Origin of the sequence: Sporosarcina sp. P32b, assembly GCF_002743335.1 — a bacterium.
In the GTDB taxonomy this organism is placed as follows: Bacteria; Bacillota; Bacilli; order Bacillales_A; family Planococcaceae; genus Sporosarcina.
This window is the reverse complement of sequence record NZ_PDZB01000026.1, coordinates 13,840-35,575: the sequence shown is the minus strand read 5'-3', so window position 1 is coordinate 35,575 and position 21,736 is coordinate 13,840. Positions and strand designations below refer to the sequence as shown.

Here is a 21,736-nt window from a genome sequence, read left to right as displayed (position 1 = left end):
CGCGTAGCGCACCCATGGACGTTTGAATATTCAAATATCTAATTATTATTGTTTATCATCGTGTAAAAAATATTTTTTTGGCACCCTTACAACGGCTCAAACCGTTGATACATCAACATTTATAGAGGGAGGGAAGACATTGAATGTTTTAATTGAATGGCTCTATAAATCAAAAAAAGGAATACAAACCGTTTTCAAGTCTGAGGAATTACCAGCAGAACAAGCGCTAAAAATTGCTGAGGACTTAGAAAAAACAGGTCGTACAAAGCAAATATTGTTCACAGATCAGTTCGATAGTTCCTGGACTGTTAAGGAATTAAAAAGTTATCTAAAAGGAATCGAGACAGAACCACATAATATCACGGTATATTTCGATGGAGGATTTGACTGGGACACAAAGTTGGCTGGTCTCGGTTGCGTACTCTATTATAATCAAAATGGTAAATCCTATAGACTCCGAAAAAATGCCATGGCTACACACTTATCCTCTAACAACGAAGCGGAATATGCAGCACTTCATCTGTGCTTGCAAGAACTGGAAAATCTAGGAGCGCATCACTTACCCATCGAGATTATGGGTGACTCACGAGTCGTCATTAATCATTTAAGCGAAGAATGGCCAGTTATTGAAGAAGAACTTTACAGTTGGGCGAATAAAGTGGAAGAAAAGATGGAGTCTTTAGGATTCCAGCCGCAGTATGAACTAATTTCCCGCAAGATGAACGGCGAAGCAGATCGTCTAGCGACGCAGGCTTTGACGGGTGTGGAAATCACAGCGAACATTGAAAGAACATAAAAAATTCAAGCGTAGTTACTATTTATCCTATATACGCCCGGCACTCAATCAAGTTTAGATTTGTCTGGTGTATAGGGATACTTATATGTTTCAAAAATCCTCGCTAAGTCTGTTTGGCAGAATTAACAAGGATTAGAAACTTCTTATGCTTTTTTCATCTCATACATGGATGCATCTGCCTTCTGAATAAGCGCCTCAAATGTCTCACCATCATCCGGATAAACTGCCATTCCGATTGAAGCACTGACGGTGTCGACTAATTCCATGTCTAGATCAGATAATTTACTTCTTAAATTTCGAACATAGTCTGAAAGTGTATCCTCTTTAAGATCGAGAATGACATGCACAAATTCATCGCCACCCCATCGCACGACATAGTCCTCTTTTTTCGCACTGCTCGTGATAAGCTCTGCAACATATCGTAATAATTCATCGCCTGTTTGATGACCGAATGTATCATTTATTTCTTTGAAATCATCAAGATCTATCAATACTACGCCGATTTTCTTCACTTGACTTCTATATGTGGAAAGTCGTTTCTTAAATACTTTATCTATCGCACGCCGGTTATACGCATTGGTTAGCGGATCCTTCTCTGCGTAAAACTTGGCTACGTCGTATTGCCTCCCACCTATCCAGGCAACAAGCAAGAATATCCCTGTTAAAACAAAGAAACTCCTATCAAACAGATAGCCTAAATAGATATGATAATAGCCATAACGCAAGATATTGAAAAATATAACAATACAAACAGCAACTACTCTGCCTCTATACCCCATACTATATCCCCATATCAAATTACACTTTTCTCCCATCTTATCACAGATGAAATGGACGAGAAAAGAAAATGGTTAATTGAAATTACACAAATAATATTACCCTAGTATTTTACAGTCTGAGTAACCCTCGAAATCCCCTTGCAGCATAATACGACTCTGCTCCATTATGATACAAAAATACTTGATCGTATCGACGATCACAAAAAAGAGCACCGCCACGTTTCCTAATATCTTCCGGAGTCTGCACCCAGCTAGATGTTTTTCTATCAAACTCTCCAAACTGTTGAAGCCATCTGTATTGTTCTTCTGTCAATAATTCAATACCTATTTCATTGGCCATATCCAAGGCGTTATTTTCCGGCTTGTTCTTTTTTCTGGATTCCAAAGCTTCTTGATCATAGCAAACACTTCGACGGCCCACAGGACTCTCTGCTGAACAATCAAAAAAGAGGTATTGACCCGTCGTTTCGTCATAATCTACTACGTCAGGCTCACCTCCCGTAACTTCCATTTCATTGAGGGTCCATAGCTTTTCTTTGTTCTCTATAAGCTTGTCATGTAACGAAGACCAGTCCATATTTGTGTGGCGATCCATATGACTAGCGAAACGGGATTGGAGTGTTTCGAGTATTTTTTCTTGTTGCTCTGCTGACAGCTTCTTACTTACATTTGTCATGTTTTATTCCTCCTAATTTATTCTTACGCGTTGGTTAATACATGTTAGTATGTTCACAATAAAATTTTATACCAGTGATAGGACTCGTTTTCTCTTCTTATCATACTTAATAAATTGTAATACTGCATGTGGTGTAAAGTAAATATACAACGTAAATACAAAATTTCATATATCCTTTTGATTTTTCTGTGAATTAGGAAAGTATATGTATAAACATGGTATAATTAAGGTAGATTAAGAAGCACATTATTACTATGATATCGTTGTTACATCGAATTTAGGTGAAACTATCCTGATTTTCGGGAGGGGATTTGACAGATGAATGAATACATGAACATTCTAGTCGCAGTAGATGGTTCAAGTGAGGCAAAACTTGCCTTGCATAAATCGATAGAGATGGTAAAACTAGAAGAAAATGCGCGTTTGCATATTGTCAACATCATGGATATCTTTTCGATTGATGAAGATGACGAATCCTATCTAGAACGACAACAGCAGCTCATGGAGGATTTGCTCAATAGCTATAAAGCCATTGCCAAAGAAGAAGGTATTGACCATGTGGAAACACATATCAAACATGGTGATCCGAAAGTAAATATTTCCAAAGAACTTTCCCATGAATTAGAAGCCGACTTAATCGTCTGTGGCGCACAGGGTTTAAAAAATGCCGAACATTATTTTCTAGGTTCTGTCTCTGAGGCAATTGTTTTCACTGCTTCATGTGATGTATTAGTCGTTCGTAATATGTGATAATAAAATAATGCCTGTGTAACAGTAGACTACAAAATCTGCTGTTGCACAGGCATTATTTTATTTTTTATACACAATTTCCATTCCCTTTTGATCCAATAAATAGCGAAGACCTTCACGGAAATTCGTAAATGCCCGAATTTGATTAAAGTTCGATACATTAGATAAAATTAAATTTTGAGCAAACTCCGGTGAAAATCCTACGAAGACTGTTTCTGTGCCCATCAATTGCAATACACTGACTAATTCATTGATTTTTTCACTCAATAGTTCGTATCCCATATTTTCTTCTACTGCCAACGTACTGATATCGGTAAAATCAAAGACTACTGTCAGTATGTTATTATCAGATATTCTTTGCACTATTTTTTCTTGGATATGTATAAAGCGTCCTACTGAAAGAGCGCCCGTTAGCGGAACTAAAATCGTTTCCGGTACAATAGAAGGAATAATTGGCGCTGATAAATCCTCTATAACCTTCTCATACTTTATTATTTGTTCTCTAAGTTCTAAAATTTCTTGTGCTGAATTTGTTTCTTCATTCATATTGAAGTCCCCTACCTTGCTCGTCATATTGTATATTCGCTTTTATATAATTTCATTAATTAATTATACCATAAGTTGATCGTATAGGACTTATTCAGTTCGTTGTAAATCGTTGAAACTATGCATCTAACGCGATAGACTAAACTAATATACGTCCAATAAAAGGAGGTTCAATATATGGCTTATCAACCAGATACAAAGGAGACTGCAGAACTTATTCAACAACTTGTATCCATTCCAAGCCCTTCAGGATATACGAAACAAGTGATTTCGTTTGTAGAAACCTTCTTACAAGAATATAATGTAAAAACAAAACGCAACCGTAAAGGTGGGTTAATCGCTACACTACCAGGTAAAAACGACAAAGAGCACCGAATGTTGACAGCTCACGTGGATACACTGGGTGCGATGGTCAAGGAAGTGAAAAGTAACGGTCGTCTGAAGCTCGATTTAATCGGTGGCTACCACTACAATTCAATTGAAGGCGAATATTGTAAGATCCACACAGCTTCGGGCGAGACTTTTACGGGAACAATTTTGCTTCATCAGACATCTGTTCACGTTTACAAAAACGCTGGTACAGCAGAACGCAATCAAGTTAATATGGAAGTTCGTATCGATGCAAAAGTGAATACAGCAGAGGGTATTCGTGCACTTGGTATCGAGGTAGGAGATTTCATCTCATTGGAGCCACGCGTGGAAGTCACTGAGAGCGGCTATATTAAGTCCCGCCACTTGGATGACAAAGCAAGTGTCGCGATGCTGTTGCAGCTCATTAAACATATCCAAGTCGAAAGTATAGAATTGCCTTACACGACACACTTCCTTATATCGAATAATGAAGAAATTGGTTATGGTGGTAACTCAAATATTACTGAAGAAACCGTCGAGTATGTAGCAGTCGATATGGGTGCCATGGGTGACGGTCAGACCACAGACGAATACACGGTATCCATTTGCGCCAAAGACTCTAGTGGCCCGTACCATTACGGACTGCGTAATCACCTAGTGGAGCTGGCAAAACAACACAACATCGGGTACAAAATCGATATGTATCCACATTACGGATCTGATGCATCTGCCGCTATTAAGGCAGGACACGACATCATCCATGGCTTGATTGGACCGGGAATTGACTCTTCCCATGCGTTTGAACGTACACATGAGGATTCTTTAAAGAATACTTTACAATTGATCTATCATTATGTACTATCCGATCTTCAACGCTATTAAAAATGTACTAAAGGTACTGGGCATTTGAAGCTTCAGTATCTTTTCAATTGATTGACATTTGACATGAAATAACAAATAATAGTAAGAAAGCGCTTTCAATTAAATTAGTAATGAATATCAAATACAGCGAGAACGGTTCCACTTTTTCATATGGAACGGTTTTCTTTAGGGAGCAATCACAAATGGCATTCACGAGTTTAAACCAACTGATCGAGCATGCAGAACAGGATCATACGCCGATTTATGAGCTAATGATTCAATCTGAAATCAAGCAAAAAAGCATGCAGAGAGACACTATCATCAAGAAAATGTCAGAACAATTTACGGTAATGGAAGAAGCTGTTCGCAAAGGAACGACTACATCTGTCATGTCACGCACCGGACTAACGGGCGGCGATGGACAGCGCTTATATGATTATGCGAAAAAGGGAAATTCATTTGTTCATCCTTCTACACTTAATACCGCAGCAAACGCACTGGCAGTATCTGAAGTAAATGCGAATATGGGAAGAATCGTTGCAACGCCTACTGCGGGATCGGCAGGAATCTTACCTGCTGTTCTAGTGCATGCGCTTGATACGGGCAAGTACACCCGCGAACAAATTGTTTTATCTATGTTCACAGCATCTGCGCTAGGGTTGGTCATCGCAAATCGCGCTTCTATTTCAGGAGCCGCGGGAGGATGCCAAGCGGAAGTCGGTTCTGCTACCGCAATGGCGGCAGGTACATTGGTAGAACTAGCTGGCGGCACACCTGACCAAGTCGGTCACGCAATAGGTATCGCACTGAAAAACTCATTGGGGCTAGTTTGTGATCCGGTGGCAGGTCTAGTAGAAATTCCATGTATCATTCGAAATGGACTGCATGCTATCACAGCTGAAGCTGCCGCAGATATGGCGATGGCAGGGGTTGTAAGTATCATCCCTCCAGACGAAGTAATTCACGTTATGCACGAAGTAGGACAGAACATGCCAGAATCACTGCGCGAAACTGGAATCGGTGGACTTGCTGGTACACCCACGGGTCAAAAACTGAAAACCCAAGTATTTGGTAAAGACAAAGAGCAAAAAGCAAAAAGCAGTGGTGCACCAGCTAAATATCAAAGCGCCTATGAAATCATCGGCCCTGTCATGATTGGTCCATCAAGCTCACACACTGCTGGAGCTGTTCGAATTGGGAATGTTGCACATCAGCTTTTGAATGAGCAACCTATTCGTGCGAAGTTTTCATTAATGGGTTCTTTCGCCACTACTTATCAAGGACATGGTACCGACTTAGCGCTTCTGGCTGGTGTCATGGGTTACAATACAACTGATGAAAGAATTCCGAACGCTAAAGAACTTGCGAACGAAACAGGTTTGGAATATGAATTCACGAAACGCGTGCTGGGTAGCTATCATCCAAACACCGTACTTGTGGAGTTAACAGGATTGACCAACACAATAAAAGTTCTCGCCAGTTCACTTGGTGGAGGTAAAATTGAAGTACAGGAACTCGATGATTATCCATTAAAGTTCTCAGGCGAACGTCCAGCACTATTGATTCGCCATACCGATCAAAAAGGAGTCATCGCCGACCTTTTAAGTATTCTCTCGAGAAAAGGAATCAATATTGCCCGTATGGCGAATGAACGGTTTGCAATTGACGGTCCCGCTATTACGATTTGTGAAATCGACGGCTCAGTGGACGAGGAAATGCTTGCAGAGTTAAAACGCGATGTACCTATTATTGATGATATTGTATTGGTAGAAACAGAATAATTCTGCAGTAAAATACCAGACGTGAAGACACTTTCTATTGTCTTCACGTCTGGTATATTTTTTGCATTGCTACTATCTAGTTGTATATTACTTTTCCATCCAAGCTGGTTTGCCGAAACCTTTAAATTCGGATTCGATTATTTCTAGAAATTGCTCAGATTCTACTACTTCAATAATATCTTTCGCAAATTGCTTATCTACATTATCTGTTTTCACAGCTACCACATTACGGAACTTGTCCGGCATATCTTCTAAAGCTAGTGCGTCTAATAAATCCATATTTGCTGCAATAGCAAAGTTACCAGGTACTGCTGCCAAATCAGATCCCTCAACTGAACGTGGTAATTGCCCTGCCTCAACCGGCTGAATCACTAAGTTCTTCGGGTTCTCTGTGATATCTTTTTCAGATGCCGTTAATTGGTCAATTTCTTCATCCATTTTCACTAACCCTACATCTTCCAATACATATAACGTTCTCGCTGCGTTCACTGGATCATTTGGAATAGTAATAGTTGACCCATCTTCAATTTCCTCAAGAGACTTATATTTGTTTGAATAGATACCTAATGGCGCTGTCGGTACTATAATTAACTCAGAAAGTTCCATATTGTTTTCTTTCTCGAAGTTTTCCAAGTACGTAATGTTTTGGAATAGGTTCGCATCAATATCTCCACTGTCCAACGAAATATTCGGCTGAATATAGTCGCTGAATTCTGTTATTTTAACAGTATATCCCTTTTCCTCAAGTGCTGGTTGAATGGCTTTTTTTAACATGTCACTATAAGGGCCTGCTGTTGCACCAAAATGAATATTTTTATCGTCATCCGATTTTTCGGTAGACTTTTCTCCTCCACAAGCTGCCAATGCCGCAACCAGCGCAGTAAGAATGAATGCCAGTACTAGTTTCTTCATAAATCCATCTCTCCCCTATTATCTTTTATCTATCATTTTTGAAAAACGGTCTCCACCAAATTGAATCAACTGCACTAGCACTATTAAAATGGCGACGGTAACTAGCATAATACTGTCATCATATCGGTAATAGCCGAAACGAATGGCCAAGTCTCCAATTCCTCCACCACCAACAAATCCAGCCATTGCTGAATAGGCAACTAAGTTAATTAACGTCAGTGTAAGTCCTTGGATAATACTCGACTTAGATTCAGGTAGTAGCACATTCCAAATAATCATCCATGGTGAAGCACCCGTTGAAATGGCTGCTTCTATAACCCCTTTGTCTATTTCACGCATGGACGTCTCAACAATCCTCGCAAAGAAAGGAATCGCTGCAACAGAAAGCGATACACTTGCAGCTGCCGGTCCAATCGTATTTCCAACGATTAGTTTCGTCAATGGTATTAGGGCTACAAGTAGAATAATGAATGGAATCGAGCGAATAATGTTGACGAAAAATCCAACAACCGAATTAATTGCACGGTTCTCTAAAAATAGTCCTTTATCTGTTGTAAATAATAGAACACCAAGCGGCAACCCAATGATCAGCGCAATCGAAAGGGAGATGCCGATCATATAAAGTGTTTCACCAAATGCTTTCATAATATCCGGCATAAGTTCCATGATGTGGGCTAGATCAAACATGTTGTCGGATCACCTCCACTTGTGCGTTTTGTTCAAGTATGTATGCAATCGCTTGCTCTACTTCTTCATGTTCACCTTGTAATTCCATTAAGAAAATCCCAAGTGCTCGTTCTTGAATATATTCAATCGATCCATGCAGGAAGTTTCCTTTGACTCTATACTTCTGCATTGTATCGGAAATCACACCTTCCATCGCTACTTCACCTTTAAATGTGATTTTTATCAGTGTACCGACCAAATTAGATATGACAGCTTCAGGGATGTCATAAGACACTACACTGCTAATAAACTCCTTTGTCAAAGGTTGAACCGGGTTAGAAAAGATGTCATACACCTGTCCTTCTTCAATAACTTTACCATCCTGCATAATCGCCATGCGATCACAAATCTCTTTTACCACATTCATCTCATGCGTAATTAACACAATGGTAATATTCAATTCTTTATTGATCTTTTTCAACAATCGTAATATAGACATCGTCGTGTTAGGGTCCAGTGCAGATGTCGCTTCATCACAAAGCAAAACGGATGGATTATTGGCTAAGGCTCTCGCAATACCAACGCGTTGCTTCTGCCCCCCGCTCAACTGCGCGGGATATACATTGCGTTTTTCAGACAGTCCCACCATTTCCAGTAGTTCCATTACACGAATTTCTATTTTATCTGACGGCATTTTGGCTGCCTGTAAAGCAAATGCGACATTTTCGAAAATCGTCTTTTGGCTTATTAAATAAAAGTGCTGAAATATCATTCCAATCTTCAAGCGCGCCTGCCGAAGTTGAACTCCTGATAGTTTTGTTAAATTCACATCATTAATTAAGATCGTGCCGCTCGTTGGTTTTTCCAACAAATTCAAACAGCGTATGAGAGAACTTTTTCCCGCTCCTGAATAACCGACAATACCAAATATTTCTCCAGTCTCGATGTCTAGTGATACATCATCTACACCTTTTACCACTCTTTCTTTTGTCTGATATACCTTAGACAAATGTTGAATTTGGATCATGTTCTCACTTCTTTCTACATTCAAGTAAATAATAATAATTAATTGATGGCATTAACACTTCTCTTTAAATTAAAAAAAATTCTTTCATTTTCTAAATGAAAGAATTACTGAAATATTCTCAGCTTATCTCTCAGATGGAAAACCATGCTGTAGGATTTGGCACCTTCCTCGATTCATTCAAGGGGTTGCTGGACTTCAACGGGCCTTTTCCCTCAGTCACTCTTGATAAGAGATTGATATTAAATTATATGCGTAAAACATATACTAATCTGAATTAATAAAACTGTCAAGGTGAATAACGACAATTCAACAGAATATCCGACTTTTTCTATCAACTTTGTTTATTGCACTCAATTTTTGCAATCATCTGGAATCGAATAGTAAACCTTCTATTGAAAAGTCTAGTATGATCTATGTATACTTAACGCAAATACCCCATCAAAGAAAGAAGGAATAAACTATGGCATTGTCCAACCGGTTACAGAATCTCCCTCCGCATTTCTTTACGATATTATTAAATAAAGTAGAAAAGGCTATGGATGAAGGCAGAGATGTGATTAATCTAGGGCGTGGAAATCCTGATCAGCCGACACCCCCTCATATTATTAAAGCGTTGCAAGAAGCTGTTGAAGATCCAGCGACACATGGTTACTCTCCATTCAGAGGGACTCTTGCTTTAAAACAAGCAGTCGCTGAATATTATCAGCGTGAATACGATGTCACGATTGACCCTGAAACTGAAGTTGCGGTACTAGGCGGCACAAAAATTGGTGTTGTAGAACTACCTTTAGCTATTATGAATGAAGGAGACCTATTATTGCTGCCAGACCCTGGTTATCCCGATTACTTGTCAGGTGTAAGTTTAGCCGGCATTCGATATGATACGATGCCGTTACGTAAGGAAAATGAATTTCTTCCTGATTACGATGAACTAACCGATGATCAGAAAAAAGATGCTAAATTAATGTACTTAAACTATCCTAGTAATCCTACAGGCGTCACAGCAACTCCCGAGTTTTATGAAAAAACTGTAGCATTTGCTAAAGAAAATCAGATTGCTGTCTTACAAGATTTTGCATATGGAGGCATTGGTTTCGAGAGTGAGAAACCTATAAGTTTCTTACAAACAGAAGGGGCAAAAGAAGTCGGCATTGAAATGCTGTCCCTCTCCAAAATGTATAATATGGCAGGCTGGCGTGTTGGGTTTGCCGTTGGTAACTCTGAAATAATTGAAGCTTTAAATGTATTGCAAGACCATTTATTCACTAGTATCTTCCCAGCAGTTCAACGTGCCGCAATTGAAGCATTGACGGGACCTCAACAATGCGTTGAAGAGTTAGTGGCTCTCTATCAAGGTCGCCTGACAGTATTGCTAACGGAGTGCGAACGCATCGGTTGGGATGTCACAGCTCCAACCGGCTCATTTTTCGCTTGGCTACCTGTCCCAGAAGGCTTTACAAGCGAAACTTTCGCCGATTTATTACTGGATAAAGCAGACGTCGCAGTATCACCAGGGAACGGATTTGGTGTTCATGGAGAAGGATATATTCGTGTTGGGTTGTTAGAAAGTGAAGAACGGTTGCAAGAAGCGGTTCGTCGTATTGAAAAGCTCGGTTTATTTAAATAAGAACATGTAATTGCACCTAACATCCATTATTCAAAAAGCCTCCTTACTCATCCCAGTATTTCTGGAATGGTAAGGAGGCTTTCACATGTCTAAAATCATTTTCGTTACAGGCTTTTCTGAAATATATTAATCGAAGTCTGCGTTGTCCAGTAGTGCACGCACTTCATCTGTCGTATTCGTGCTCATCAATTCATTTCGAAGTTCGGCTGCTCCACGGAACCCTTTAATGTAAATCTTGAAGAAACGACGTAGTGGTTTAAATAGTCGAGGTTCAAGTTCTGTCGAGTATTTATCAAAGAGGTCCAAGTGTAGACGCAAAAGATCCAGCAACTCTTTATGATCATGCTCTTTCTTCTCTTTTTCAAATGCAAACGGATTATGAAATATTCCACGTCCTATCATAACCCCATCCACACCGTACTTCTCCACAAGCTCCATACCCATTTGACGATCAAGAATATCCCCGTTGATCGTCAGCAATGTGTCGGGCGCTATTTCATCACGAAGCTTTTTGATTTCAGGAATCAATTCCCAATGTGCATTGCCGTTACTCATTTCCTTACGAGTACGTAGATGGATTGAAAGGTTCGCGATATCTTGCTCCAGTACATGTCTGAGCCATGTGCGCCACTCTTCAATGTCAGTGTAGCCAAGACGCGTCTTGACACTGACAGGTAATCCTCCAGCTTTTGCAGCTTGAATAATTGCCGCGGCGGTTTCAGGATGGTTAATCAGCCCACTACCCTTACCTTTTGTTGCAACGTTCGGCACAGGGCATCCCATATTAATATCCAATCCTTTGAAACCAAGTTCCGCCATCCCAATACTCATCTCGCGAAAATGTTCAGGCTTGTCTCCCCATATATGAGCGACGATTGGCTGTTCGTCTTCTGTAAACGCCAAACGTCCGCGCACGCTGAAGATTCCTTCTGGATGACAAAAGCTTTCCGTATTCGTAAATTCCGTAAAGAATACATCCGGACGTGCAGCTTCGCTTACTACATGGCGAAAAACAACATCCGTTACATCCTCCATCGGTGCTAGTATGAAAAATGGCCGTGGTAGATCACGCCAAAAATTAGTACTCATCGTTACGTTCAAATCCTCTCTTCAAAACTTGCAGCTGTGTGTACAAAAAATGGTTTTATTACATATACTCAACCCTTACAGATGCCAGTCTCACTATTATACAAAAAATGCACAGATGAATTCCACTTCTTTGAGCTACCACTAAAATTTATTAGTAAGCGACTCTATTTGATGTTGGTTTATTCATCAAATAGAGTCGCTTAATACCGTATGGGAAATTAAAAACCGTTGCTATTTACAGCAACGGCTTCAACTACTATTTCACTACTGCCTACGCATTGGTTTCTCTCTGCGCAACTCTTTCATTAAAGAGATGACCATCAATAACATGACGAACGAGAATGGTAAGGCGGCAATAATGATCGTGTTTTGTAAGGCAGCCAAGCCACCCACTGATAACAGAATTAATGCAATGGACGATTGGATAATACCCCAAATCATTTTTACACTAGTAGGCGGTGTCAGTGACCCATACGTCGATTGCATACCGAGCACAAACGTCGCAGAGTCAGCACTAGTCACGAAGAACGATGCAATCAATAGAATGGCGATAATCGAAATAATAAACGACCACGGCATTTCGTTAAACATTTCAAAGACCACTAGCTCAGACGAAGAACTTGCGATATCGGCTATTCCGCGACGCTGTATGTCGACAGCTGTCGTACCGAACGTAGAGAACCAAAATGCACAAAGCAATGTAGGTGCAAGAAGGACACCCACCATGAATTCTCGGATCGTACGGCCCTTTGAGACACGTGCGATAAACATACTGACGAACGGTGCCCATGAAATCCACCAAGCCCAGTAGAAAATCGTCCAGTCAAACAGCCATTGCTGATTACCTGCATTAAGCGGTGCTGTACGTAGACTCATTTGAACTAGATTTCCTACGTAACCACCAAGTGATTCAGTAAACATATTCAATATTAACAACGTCGGTCCCAACACAACAACGAATGCAAGAAGTAACACAGCAAGTACCAAGTTTGTATTGGATAAATACTTGATCCCTTTACTTAGTCCCGACGAAGCGGAAATGATGAACAGTACTGTAACTATAGCGATAATAATAAACTGAGAGAATGTTCCGATCTCAATCCCAAACAAATAATTCAGCCCTGCATTAATTTGAACAGCACCGAAACCGAGAGTTGTTGCAACACCAAATGCGGTGGCAAAGACTGCAAGAACATCAACGAATATTCCCCAAGGACCATCCATCTTCTTGCCAAAAATCGGTTTCAATGTTGCTGAAATTAAACCAGGTGCATCTTTACGGAACTGAAAATAAGCGAGAGATAGTGCGACTATTCCATACATCGCCCATACATGAAGTCCCCAGTGATGGAATGATTCACGTAACCCTTCCTTAAAGGCTTCATCGGTGTTTGGATCTTCTGTTGCTGGATTGACGAAATGTGATAAAGGTTCAGCCGCTCCATAGAACACTAATCCGATACCCATTCCTGCTGAAAACAGCATAGCAATCCACGTAACCGTAGAAAATTCAGGTCGGTCGGTATCTTTACCGAGTCGAATCTTACCATACGGACTAAAAATGAGGAAAATGCTTAATAATAGTAATAATGAAAGCAACAGCAAGTAGTACCATCCAAATGAGGATGCGACAAAATTCTTTGCATTCATTGTAATGGTTTCGAAGCTTTCCGATGCAAATACGCCGTATCCAACCGTAACGACGATCAATGCGATCGTAATGTAAAAGACATTTGATATTTTTCTCATGTTTCTCCTTTCAAAATAAGGTTACTTGTTCAACTAATGAACGATTATATACTATACATATACTTTCGGGAGAAGGCAAAAGGTAAAAAATAGAGGGGAATATCAAATGAGTTACTTTATTTATTCATAAAGCATGACAAACATAGACAGGATATAACAAATAAGAGTTGTTTTATGAAATTACTTATCCCAGATCAATTTCACTGAATGAATTAATAATGACCTTCTACCTAGTCAAAAGTAGATTTAACTGTACTTTTCTTCGGAAAATAATGAGTGTCATTTTGTCAAAATACTACTTGTGTAATTCTATCTAAAATCTTTGAAAATCATCAGCTACTTCACAGCTGATGATTTTCAAAGGTAATGATCTTAATGCATCTGTAAATCGTTATTTGTTATTCCACTGATCAGTAAAAATCAAATCATCCAAACTTCGTCGTTTCTCCCAATTGGCAGTTTCCAATATCGGTGCAGTAGGATAATTATCCGTGTAGCCGATAGATAAAAGTGCAATCGGTTCAACATGGGGTGGTATATTCAGGATATCACGTACATCGTTCTTTTTATAAAAACTCACCCAGCCCATTGCTAAACCTTCCGCACATGCTGCTAGCCACATATTTTGGATGGCACAAGCAGTCGATAACATGTCGGTTTCAGGAATGGAGTTACGTCCTAACACATGTGAGCCGCCACGCGTAGGATCACTTGTCACGCAAATAGTGATAGGTGCTTCTTTTAGTCCTTGTATTTTCAAGCCAAGGAACTTAGTCTCTTTTTCTCCTTCATCTTCATAATGAATCGCTAGCGCACGCCTTTCTTTATCGGCTGCCCAAGCCAACTTTTCTTTCGTTTCATCAGATGAAACGATGATGAAATTCCATGGTTGCATGAAGCCTACTGAAGGTGCGTGATGAGCCGCTTTCAATATATTATGTATCTGATCCTCAGGAATGGGAGTCGGCAAAAAACTTCGCACATCTCTTCTATTGTAAATCACTTTGTAGACCGCATCTTTTTCTTCTTCAGAAAACATGTAACATCTCTCCTCTAGACTTGTACGTCATTTAGTTTGCTGTTCGTTATAGAGCATCCCGGTCTTATTATAGTGAAGTTATATAAGGAAAGACAGGTTTGTCAAACTACCGCTCACATATATTGGATCAGTAAAACAACTGATTCATTTCCAAGAATTAAAAAAGTGGTTTCAACCGTTTGACACATCACCGGTTGAAACCACTTTACAAAATACCATTCCTACTAAATATAGTCACTTCTCGTCCGCTTTCGTAATGGAAACTCCGCGCTCCGTAAAGACTGTTTGCGCAACAGATAAAGCGTTCAGCACGCTAGGGAATCCAGTGTACGGAATCAGGTGCATGATGCAACCGATAATCTCGTCGGGCGTCAAGCCTACATCAAGGCCTGTTTTGATGTGCATCTGAATCTGCGGCTTACCTTGTGCTACAAGAGCCGTAATCGTTGTCAGGACCTTTTGTTTATTATCCAATCCAGGTCGTGAATATATATCACCAAACGCAAATTCCACAACATACTTAGTCAAATCCGGTGCTACATCTTTGAAGCTCTCGCCAATTTCCATCTCACCTGCTGGATTATCTTCACCTGATAACGTAAGTTCCATTAACTTTTCCAAACCACGTTGATAGCGATCTTCCGCCATTCCAAAAACCTCCTTGGTTATAGTGCCCGCCATTTCTTCAAAATTGTACGTACACTTTCTTTTCTGTTCTTAACTAGTAGTCATATTACTATTGTAGCAAACTTTATGAGAAAACAAAATTTTTCGTCTATTTATCATTCTATAGGTGAGCTGTTCAATATATAAGTTGCATAACTTGCTAACTGGGTTTCCAAATTAGTGTTATAAAGTGTAGTGCTATCATTCATTTTCCGTATAGAAGTAAAAATCACTTCTTCTTATTCACCCTAAGCCGCTAGTTTAAAATGCTTGCTTCTAATAAGCAAAGCCCCATTGCTTACTAGAAAGCCTCCCTATCGTTTATACTTAATAGAAACAATCAATCAAGGAGGTTTGCACAATGGAATTTAAAAGTATTGAGGAACAGATCATTCAAAAGTACAAAGACGACGAAAACTTGATGATTCGTCTCTTTGTTCAGTGGTGCGCCAATCATAAACTGAATCCACAAGCTCTTTATCAGCAAGCATACCCTGAACAACGGGCAAATCCCGCACTAAAAGAAGTCATGGAAAGCGATGATGGATTCGAGGAACTTCATATAGATAATGAAACTATGTTGGATGTACTTCAAATGTTTGGTAATGATGATTTAGCATTTGTAATCGCGGATGAAATACAGAAATTCACATCTTGATGTGTATCTGCGGAGGAACTATCCCGTTTGTTTATGCTATCGAACGCGAGTAATTCTTACGCGGATTCTATTTTTTAAAAGTATGAGCTCTTTTCTCAAAGTTCTTACTTTTGACTCGCTTTCCTACTATGAGTACAGCTGAATACAACACAAGTGCGATCCCGAGTATCTGTAACGGAAGCAGTTGATCACCAAGAAACAATACGCCAACTAAAACTGCAACAATTGGTTCAATGGTTGCAAGAATGGATGCCTTCCCCGCTTCCAAATACTTTAGACCCGATGTATATAACACATATGCCGCCACTGTAGAAATCAGTGCTAGTAGTAGGGTAGCAATCCAAACGTCAACATACTGGAATTTGACAACCTTGCGCCATACATTACTTGTCAGTGACATGAATAAAGCCATATAAAAGAATGTGTACGTAGTAATCGTCAGGGCCGAATATCGTTTCGTTATCGGCTTGGTGAAAACACTGTATAGCGCATAACAAAATCCCGAAAGAATTCCCATTAATAGCGTCCCAGTAGGAATAGTCTGTGATCCTAGCGGCAAAAGCCCGACCACAAAAGCACAACCGACAATAGCAAATACTAATGCTAAACCTTTACGGGCAGTTAGTAATTCCTTAAAGAAAATTCTCGATAGAATCATTACGAATAACGGCCCCGTATATAATAACGTCACGGCAAGAGATAAGCTGGAACGTGAAAATACTTCGAAGTAAAGGTAGTTAAATAGAGCTAGACTAAAAATACCTGCACTCGCAAAAAACACGTGATCCTTTATTCGTGTCCGTAACTGATCACGAAAGAATACCATCATGATGACAAACAAAAACATAAAGCTGAAAATCCCTCGAATCGCTACTACATCCCAAGCCGTGAATCCCCGTGCATACAGTGGCGCTATGAATAAACCGATCAATCCCCAGCAGACCGCTCCTGCAATTGTGATTACATATGTCTTCACACTCGGCTGTGTTTCCATCCTCGTCCCCTCCGCTCCTATACATGTGCAGATGACTATCCTAATACATATAGTGATGTACTGAATTATACTGCATACTTGTAGACGAAACCATTTCAATAGTTACTACGCCTATCTAGAAGATTAGTTTATGTTGTTCTCTGGACGTAAAAAAGCGCGATAGCGTTGTCTTCAATTACGACAATACTTTCACGCATTTCTTCTACACTAGATTTCTTTATAGAACAATACTTAGTATTAAGCAAGAATGTTTCATTAGTCATATAAAGTACTAACTCTAATCAGATTAAGCGTTATATCTGTGCAGGTATCTTTTTAAACCTTACCAAATCAATTGTAAAACGTTTAAGTGGCGGGATATATACTTTCCGCTACTCAACAAGTATGAAATCTACACCACCTACACCGACATCAACTTTCAAATGAATAGTAGTATCCGAGTGCCCGTAAGCTTCATTTACATAGGTGCCTTTACCTTTAGCAATTAAACCTTTCGTCCCTACACTACCTACCCCCTTTGAAACAGATAATTTAACTCCAGTCTCTTTAGGTAAATGAATCTTCGCATCGCCCACTCCCAGGTTGATGTCCACGTCAAAGCTATCCTTCCACTCGCCGCCTAGATAAATCATCGTATCCCCCACACCAGCATCTATTGATACATGATTGAGACGGATTCCTGCCAATCTAAGTTCTGAATCGGATACACCCATTTCCACATCGAGGCTTACAGGTATTTCATTTGTCAGTTGAAGATTCCAATCGTTTCGATGCTTCCGCAAAGCTGAAAAACCTTTCATTTTCTGCTGAATCTCTACATATCCGATATCTCTTTTATGTTTATACATTACGGATGGATACCATTTTTTCACGTTCGTATCAATATCCCCATCAACCCACTGTGTTGCCCCGCCCTCAATTAGAAGATTACCGGCACCAAAACGGATAGCCACATCCAGCGACTTCGCGTGATCCTTTTCGATTGAAAATTCACCAGAGACCCGGTCTGTTTTCATCCAGTCATATACCCAAAAGGTAACTACACCTAACAGTACTACTCCTATAATTATTATCAGTGTCTTTCGCATATTCGCACCCCTTTACTCTATCATAAGCGAAAGTCAATAAAACTGAGTCCATCAAATGACTGAATTGTATATCAGACTTAGGTCTGAGCGGTATAGTATATGGTGTTCTTATAATGATTATTTCATTTCACAACAAAAAATCGCTTACACTGAGACAACACAATTCAGCATAAGCAATTTCGAATTTGCTATGGTTAAACTTTTACTACCTCATTTGTTAGTTTTCCAAACTTACCAGCGAAATAAGTCAAGGCATCTCCTGCATTATTTACGAAGTTCTGTACTTCACCCACGAATAACACATGATCACCGCCATCATACTCTTGCCATGGCTTACATTCAATATAAGCAAGCGACTCTTTAAGGCGAGGAGCGTGTTCACCTTCAATCCAGTTAAAAGGTGCTACCTCTTTCGGTCGTCCAGCAAAATGCATTGCAACATGCTCTTGGGAAGCATTTAAAATATTAACAGTAAATGCATTATTTTTCATATGTTCAAATGCTTTTGTTTTGCGGTCTACTGACACTAGTACAAGAGGAGGATCTAGTGATACGGAAGTAAATGAGTTCGCTGTTAATCCATGAGATCCATTTTCTGTTTTGCATGTCACAACGGTTACGCCAGTTGCAAATTTCCCCATGCAGTTTCTAAATTCTTTAACATCCATTTATATGCCCCCCATAATGATTTTATTGTGCATTAGTTAAAGCATACGGCTTCCTACCTAATAAGTAATAAGCTTGTTCTGCTTTTTGTTGTCTGAATAGTTCACGGATTCGTGTTGACGAGATAACTTCACCTTTTGAACACGTAACTACAGGATGTTGAAATGCATTAAAATGTTTAGTTAAGTCTTCAATCGAACCGCTTTTCCCACTTCCAAAATGAAAGCCAGGGCCAATCCATATTTCTTTCGGATTAATTTTACTTAATTCATCGATAAAATCTTGCACACTTCTTGATGCGTACACCTGATCAAACGAAGCGAAAACGGTATAGGAGACACCTAACTCTTCAAGAAACTTTTTCTTTTCAGGTAATGAGGTCAGCATGGACTGATTTTGAAAATAAACTTTAGGTGGCGGATCAAATGTGTACACGACTAGTGGAACGTCATAATAATCCGCTTGTGCCTTAGCTTGACTAATTAAAGCTTGATGTCCCCTGTGAATCCCGTCAAATGCACCAATCGTCACAACGGATTGATTCAATTCTAATTGATTGTTTTTAAAACAAATCATAATAGTCGCCTCGCTTTCTCAATTGTACAAAGAGAGAAGGATACTGTCCTTCTGCTCTTAAATTTTACTTATACAGTGCGCATTATAAAATCTAGGGAAGAGACTTTATACCCATCACTTTCTTCGAGCTTTGTCATTAAGTCCAAGCGAACACCATCTGCTACATCTGTTTCTAGCCATTCATCACCTTCGAAAAATACTTGGGTAATAAGTGTTTCATGACCTTCCGCTTCGAACATTAAATGTAAATGTGCTGGGCGCATTGGATGTTGATCGGTATATTCTAAAAACTCACCTGTCGGTCCATCTGTCGGAATTGAATACGGAAGAGGGACTATGGTTTTAACTTCAAAGTCTCCATTTTCATCTGTGTAAAAATGTCCTCTAAAATTATATTTGGGTGCATCCGAGTCAAATGCCGAATACTTACCAGAAGCATCATTTTGCCACATTTCTACTCTAACTTTTGCGAGTGGTTCCCCATTTGTATTACTAACATTTCCGCTAAAGTACATGACATCCCCAGCTTCATTAGGGCGTTGTGTCAATACGAGTGGTTGTCCTGGTTTAGCTTCGATGAGAGGCGTTCCTTCCACGAAATAGGGTCCTAATAGCGAAGGCTGAGTTCCAGGCTTCTCTGTATACATCGCTCTTAATACATGGCTTTCCAAAAATACGTCTGCATAAAGTGGTAGTTCTCCAGCACGTCCTAAACGATCTGCCCAATCCACAAAGTTTGTGTACTCTTCATGATTCAACTTTGCTTCTTTCAAAAAATTTTGTACATGTGATATGAATAAATTAAATACCTCTTCTACACGTTCATTTTTCTTTGATAGTTGTTTTACCATTATAAATTCCTCCTTTTTATGTTTCATGTTTTTAAAAACTTACTTTTTTCCATAAGCATGTACATCATCGTTATTAACCCACGTCGGATTGACCCAACCATCTAAATCATAATCATCCATACATTTCTGTACAAAGTCTTCAAACTTCTGCGCTCGGCCACTAGCTTTCGCTGTTATTAAGTTTTCCAATCGGATATTTTCGTTGTTGCCTGAATAGTTTCTTTCATATAACTCGTGACGCCCACCATATTCAGTTCCAATTGCATCCCATAGTAACTTAATCACTTTGATTTTCTCTTCAGCCTCTATACCATTTGATCCGCGGTATAGTTTATCAATAATAGGACGTAGTTCAGTATTTTTGAAATCTGCAGCACTAGACGGCTGTACAATTAAACTTCCTGCAACAACTGTCTCTACAATGTTTTTCACATGTGACCAACCGTCAGACATGAACACTCGATATGCCAAGCCATATTCTAGATTGGGTAAAACAGTGTTGTTAGCTCCTTTTTCAGGATTCAATGCCATGGCATCACTCATTGCCCAAAACATATTACGATATGCAATCACTTCACCAATTTGGGCTTGGACACCGCGGAATGAATCCGTTCCATTCCCGCGTAATGCCTTAATGAGTAGACCAGAAATGAAGTCTAATTTCACAGCGAACCTTGTTACACCGTGGAAAGTTAAACGGTGGAGGAATCCACTCTCAGCAAAAAATGTATTCGCTTTTTCAATATCTTTGTAAACTAATACGTTCTCCCATGGTATAAGCGCGTTCTCAAAAACTAGTACGGAATCATTTTCATCAAAACGGCTACTAAGTGGATAGTCGAAAGGACTTCCTGTGACAGCTGCGTTCATTTCATAAGAAGCTCGACAGACTAGTTTAATACCTGGTGTATTCATATCAGCAACGAAAACAAGTGCATATTCTTCGCTAGGAATTGCCAATGCACCGTAGTGAGCAACGAAGTTATAGTTTGTAAGTGCAGAACCTGTTGCAACCATCTTCGCACCACTTACTAAAATCCCTTCTTCCGTTTCACCTACTGCATGAATAAAGACGTCTTTCACTTCATCAATTGGCTTATCTCGATCAACAGGAGGATTAATAATCGCATGGTTGAAGAACCAGTTTTTCTCTTGAACTTCTTTGTACCACCTTCTGGCATTGTCAGCATATTCTCCGTAGTATTCTGGATTTGCACCTAATGTCGCTAAGAACGATGCTTTATAATCCGGTGAACGCCCCATCTGGCCATACGACATTTTAGCCCATTCTGCAATCGCGTCACGCGTTTTAAATAAATCTTCAGGTGTTTCGTCTGGTACGAAGAAACGTTGTGTGTATCCATCGTTCCCTGTGTCAGTTTTTCTTGTTAATATATCTTTATATTTCGGATCATGTAAGGCATCATAAAGGCGAGCGATAGAGCGAGCACTATTTCGAAAACCTGGATGAGTTGTTACATCTTTTACCTTCTCACCATGTAGCCAAATTTCACGATTATCTCTTAAGCTTTCAAGGTATTCCTCACCGGTCATCGGTAGTCTAACTGCTTGTTTTACTGTCATAAAT

22 protein-coding genes and 1 riboswitch are annotated in these 21,736 nt (G+C 39.7%); of the genes, 6 read left to right on the top strand and 16 right to left on the bottom strand.

The window, feature by feature from the left end:
* Positions 1-139: 139 nt before the first annotated feature.
* Complete coding sequence (locus tag CSV64_RS14365; RefSeq protein ID WP_099635275.1) at positions 140-796, top strand: reverse transcriptase-like protein; 657 nt, start codon at positions 140-142, stop codon at positions 794-796.
* A 143-nt stretch (positions 797-939) separates the two neighbouring features.
* Here the strand turns inward: CSV64_RS14365 and CSV64_RS14360 are convergent, their stop codons facing one another.
* Positions 940-1,575 carry a GGDEF domain-containing protein gene (locus CSV64_RS14360; RefSeq protein ID WP_158233051.1) on the bottom strand — a complete coding sequence of 212 codons (636 nt, stop codon included), beginning with the start codon at positions 1,573-1,575 and terminating at the stop codon, positions 940-942.
* A gap of 109 nt (positions 1,576-1,684) precedes the next feature.
* The gene (locus tag CSV64_RS14355; RefSeq protein ID WP_099635273.1) at positions 1,685-2,251 is read right to left on the bottom strand and encodes a DUF4256 domain-containing protein; all 567 of its coding nucleotides are present in this window, start codon (positions 2,249-2,251) and stop codon (positions 1,685-1,687) included.
* A gap of 318 nt (positions 2,252-2,569) precedes the next feature.
* Between CSV64_RS14355 and CSV64_RS14350 the strand changes: the two genes are divergently transcribed.
* A complete protein-coding gene (locus CSV64_RS14350) occupies positions 2,570-3,001 on the top strand; it encodes a universal stress protein (protein ID WP_099635272.1) in 432 nt (143 codons plus the stop codon).
* Between the two features lie 60 nt (positions 3,002-3,061).
* On the opposite strand, the gene CSV64_RS14345 is transcribed toward CSV64_RS14350, so the two are convergent.
* A complete protein-coding gene (locus CSV64_RS14345) occupies positions 3,062-3,547 on the bottom strand; it encodes an STAS domain-containing protein (protein WP_099635271.1) in 486 nt (161 codons plus the stop codon).
* A 177-nt stretch (positions 3,548-3,724) separates the two neighbouring features.
* Between CSV64_RS14345 and CSV64_RS14340 the strand changes: the two genes are divergently transcribed.
* Both CSV64_RS14340 and sdaAA read left to right on the top strand, forming a co-directional pair.
* Complete coding sequence (locus tag CSV64_RS14340) at positions 3,725-4,780, top strand: M42 family metallopeptidase (protein ID WP_099635270.1); 1,056 nt, start codon at positions 3,725-3,727, stop codon at positions 4,778-4,780.
* Between the two features lie 182 nt (positions 4,781-4,962).
* Complete coding sequence (sdaAA, locus tag CSV64_RS16995) at positions 4,963-6,540, top strand: L-serine ammonia-lyase, iron-sulfur-dependent, subunit alpha (protein ID WP_099635269.1); 1,578 nt, start codon at positions 4,963-4,965, stop codon at positions 6,538-6,540.
* Positions 6,541-6,627: 87 nt separating this feature from the next.
* Here the strand turns inward: sdaAA and CSV64_RS14330 are convergent, their stop codons facing one another.
* The 3 genes from CSV64_RS14330 to CSV64_RS14320 are packed head-to-tail and all read right to left on the bottom strand — an operon-like array spanning position 6,628 to position 9,145.
* On the bottom strand, positions 6,628-7,452 hold the full coding sequence (locus CSV64_RS14330; protein WP_099635268.1) for a MetQ/NlpA family ABC transporter substrate-binding protein: 825 nt from the start codon (positions 7,450-7,452) through the stop codon (positions 6,628-6,630).
* Positions 7,453-7,470: 18 nt separating this feature from the next.
* Positions 7,471-8,139: a methionine ABC transporter permease gene (locus CSV64_RS14325; RefSeq protein ID WP_099635267.1), complete on the bottom strand. Its 669-nt coding sequence runs from the start codon at positions 8,137-8,139 to the stop codon at positions 7,471-7,473.
* Positions 8,132-9,145, bottom strand: a complete 1,014-nt coding sequence (locus CSV64_RS14320) for a methionine ABC transporter ATP-binding protein (RefSeq protein ID WP_099635266.1) — start codon at positions 9,143-9,145, stop codon at positions 8,132-8,134. Before CSV64_RS14320 ends, CSV64_RS14325 begins: the two co-directional genes overlap by 8 nt.
* Before the next feature lie 120 nt (positions 9,146-9,265).
* Positions 9,266-9,377: riboswitch (SAM riboswitch) on the bottom strand.
* A 228-nt stretch (positions 9,378-9,605) separates the two neighbouring features.
* Here CSV64_RS14320 and CSV64_RS14315 point away from each other — a divergent pair.
* A complete protein-coding gene (locus CSV64_RS14315) occupies positions 9,606-10,772 on the top strand; it encodes a pyridoxal phosphate-dependent aminotransferase (RefSeq protein ID WP_099635265.1) in 1,167 nt (388 codons plus the stop codon).
* A 126-nt stretch (positions 10,773-10,898) separates the two neighbouring features.
* Here the strand turns inward: CSV64_RS14315 and CSV64_RS14310 are convergent, their stop codons facing one another.
* The 4 genes from CSV64_RS14310 to CSV64_RS14295 form a co-directional block, all read right to left on the bottom strand.
* Positions 10,899-11,861, bottom strand: coding sequence for a tRNA dihydrouridine synthase (locus CSV64_RS14310; RefSeq protein ID WP_099635264.1), 963 nt, complete (start codon positions 11,859-11,861; stop codon positions 10,899-10,901).
* A 264-nt stretch (positions 11,862-12,125) separates the two neighbouring features.
* Positions 12,126-13,610 carry a glycine betaine uptake BCCT transporter gene (locus tag CSV64_RS14305; RefSeq protein ID WP_099635263.1) on the bottom strand — a complete coding sequence of 495 codons (1,485 nt, stop codon included), beginning with the start codon at positions 13,608-13,610 and terminating at the stop codon, positions 12,126-12,128.
* A 391-nt stretch (positions 13,611-14,001) separates the two neighbouring features.
* Positions 14,002-14,649 carry a 5,6-dimethylbenzimidazole synthase gene (gene bluB, locus CSV64_RS14300; protein ID WP_099635262.1) on the bottom strand — a complete coding sequence of 216 codons (648 nt, stop codon included), beginning with the start codon at positions 14,647-14,649 and terminating at the stop codon, positions 14,002-14,004.
* Between the two features lie 234 nt (positions 14,650-14,883).
* Positions 14,884-15,297, bottom strand: a complete 414-nt coding sequence (locus CSV64_RS14295) for a carboxymuconolactone decarboxylase family protein (protein WP_099635261.1) — start codon at positions 15,295-15,297, stop codon at positions 14,884-14,886.
* A 379-nt stretch (positions 15,298-15,676) separates the two neighbouring features.
* Between CSV64_RS14295 and CSV64_RS14290 the strand changes: the two genes are divergently transcribed.
* Entirely contained in the window at positions 15,677-15,973 is a 297-nt protein-coding gene (locus CSV64_RS14290) for a hypothetical protein (RefSeq protein WP_099635260.1), read from the top strand.
* 67 nt (positions 15,974-16,040) lie between these two features.
* Here the strand turns inward: CSV64_RS14290 and CSV64_RS14285 are convergent, their stop codons facing one another.
* The 6 genes from CSV64_RS14285 to CSV64_RS14260 form a co-directional block, all read right to left on the bottom strand.
* Positions 16,041-16,967, bottom strand: coding sequence for a DMT family transporter (locus CSV64_RS14285; RefSeq protein ID WP_099635259.1), 927 nt, complete (start codon positions 16,965-16,967; stop codon positions 16,041-16,043).
* Between the two features lie 371 nt (positions 16,968-17,338).
* Positions 17,339-18,055, bottom strand: coding sequence for a toast rack family protein (locus CSV64_RS14280; RefSeq protein WP_099635258.1), 717 nt, complete (start codon positions 18,053-18,055; stop codon positions 17,339-17,341).
* A 194-nt stretch (positions 18,056-18,249) separates the two neighbouring features.
* Positions 18,250-18,723, bottom strand: a complete 474-nt coding sequence (locus tag CSV64_RS14275) for a flavin reductase family protein (RefSeq protein WP_099635257.1) — start codon at positions 18,721-18,723, stop codon at positions 18,250-18,252.
* Positions 18,724-18,745: 22 nt separating this feature from the next.
* Positions 18,746-19,297, bottom strand: a complete 552-nt coding sequence (locus CSV64_RS14270; protein ID WP_099635256.1) for an FAD synthetase family protein — start codon at positions 19,295-19,297, stop codon at positions 18,746-18,748.
* Positions 19,298-19,365: 68 nt separating this feature from the next.
* Complete coding sequence (locus CSV64_RS14265; protein ID WP_099635255.1) at positions 19,366-20,148, bottom strand: dioxygenase family protein; 783 nt, start codon at positions 20,146-20,148, stop codon at positions 19,366-19,368.
* Positions 20,149-20,187: 39 nt separating this feature from the next.
* Positions 20,188-21,732: a 4-hydroxyphenylacetate 3-hydroxylase family protein gene (locus tag CSV64_RS14260; RefSeq protein ID WP_099635254.1), complete on the bottom strand. Its 1,545-nt coding sequence runs from the start codon at positions 21,730-21,732 to the stop codon at positions 20,188-20,190.
* Positions 21,733-21,736: the final 4 nt, after the last annotated feature.

Bases quoted from the DNA above. Each gene is read 5' to 3' on its own strand.
- CSV64_RS14310 (WP_099635264.1), bottom strand. From the start codon at position 11,861: ATGAGTACTAATTTTTGGCGTGATCTACCACGGCCATTTTTCATACTA.
- CSV64_RS14295 (WP_099635261.1), bottom strand. From the start codon at position 15,297: ATGGCGGAAGATCGCTATCAACGTGGTTTGGAAAAGTTAATGGAACTT.
- CSV64_RS14305 (WP_099635263.1), bottom strand. From the start codon at position 13,610: ATGAGAAAAATATCAAATGTCTTTTACATTACGATCGCATTGATCGTC.
- CSV64_RS14280 (WP_099635258.1), bottom strand. From the start codon at position 18,055: ATGCGAAAGACACTGATAATAATTATAGGAGTAGTACTGTTAGGTGTA.
- bluB (WP_099635262.1), bottom strand. From the start codon at position 14,649: ATGTTTTCTGAAGAAGAAAAAGATGCGGTCTACAAAGTGATTTACAAT.
- CSV64_RS14345 (WP_099635271.1), bottom strand. From the start codon at position 3,547: ATGAATGAAGAAACAAATTCAGCACAAGAAATTTTAGAACTTAGAGAA.
- sdaAA (WP_099635269.1), top strand. From the start codon at position 4,963: ATGGCATTCACGAGTTTAAACCAACTGATCGAGCATGCAGAACAGGAT.
- CSV64_RS14330 (WP_099635268.1), bottom strand. From the start codon at position 7,452: ATGAAGAAACTAGTACTGGCATTCATTCTTACTGCGCTGGTTGCGGCA.
- CSV64_RS14285 (WP_099635259.1), bottom strand. From the start codon at position 16,967: ATGGAAACACAGCCGAGTGTGAAGACATATGTAATCACAATTGCAGGA.
- CSV64_RS14320 (WP_099635266.1), bottom strand. From the start codon at position 9,145: ATGATCCAAATTCAACATTTGTCTAAGGTATATCAGACAAAAGAAAGA.
- CSV64_RS14265 (WP_099635255.1), bottom strand. From the start codon at position 20,148: ATGGTAAAACAACTATCAAAGAAAAATGAACGTGTAGAAGAGGTATTT.
- CSV64_RS14350 (WP_099635272.1), top strand. From the start codon at position 2,570: ATGAATGAATACATGAACATTCTAGTCGCAGTAGATGGTTCAAGTGAG.
- CSV64_RS14275 (WP_099635257.1), bottom strand. From the start codon at position 18,723: ATGGATGTTAAAGAATTTAGAAACTGCATGGGGAAATTTGCAACTGGC.
- CSV64_RS14360 (WP_158233051.1), bottom strand. From the start codon at position 1,575: ATGGGGTATAGAGGCAGAGTAGTTGCTGTTTGTATTGTTATATTTTTC.
- CSV64_RS14260 (WP_099635254.1), bottom strand. From the start codon at position 21,732: ATGACAGTAAAACAAGCAGTTAGACTACCGATGACCGGTGAGGAATAC.
- CSV64_RS14315 (WP_099635265.1), top strand. From the start codon at position 9,606: ATGGCATTGTCCAACCGGTTACAGAATCTCCCTCCGCATTTCTTTACG.
- CSV64_RS14325 (WP_099635267.1), bottom strand. From the start codon at position 8,139: ATGTTTGATCTAGCCCACATCATGGAACTTATGCCGGATATTATGAAA.
- CSV64_RS14270 (WP_099635256.1), bottom strand. From the start codon at position 19,297: ATGATTTGTTTTAAAAACAATCAATTAGAATTGAATCAATCCGTTGTG.
- CSV64_RS14340 (WP_099635270.1), top strand. From the start codon at position 3,725: ATGGCTTATCAACCAGATACAAAGGAGACTGCAGAACTTATTCAACAA.
- CSV64_RS14355 (WP_099635273.1), bottom strand. From the start codon at position 2,251: ATGACAAATGTAAGTAAGAAGCTGTCAGCAGAGCAACAAGAAAAAATA.
- CSV64_RS14290 (WP_099635260.1), top strand. From the start codon at position 15,677: ATGGAATTTAAAAGTATTGAGGAACAGATCATTCAAAAGTACAAAGAC.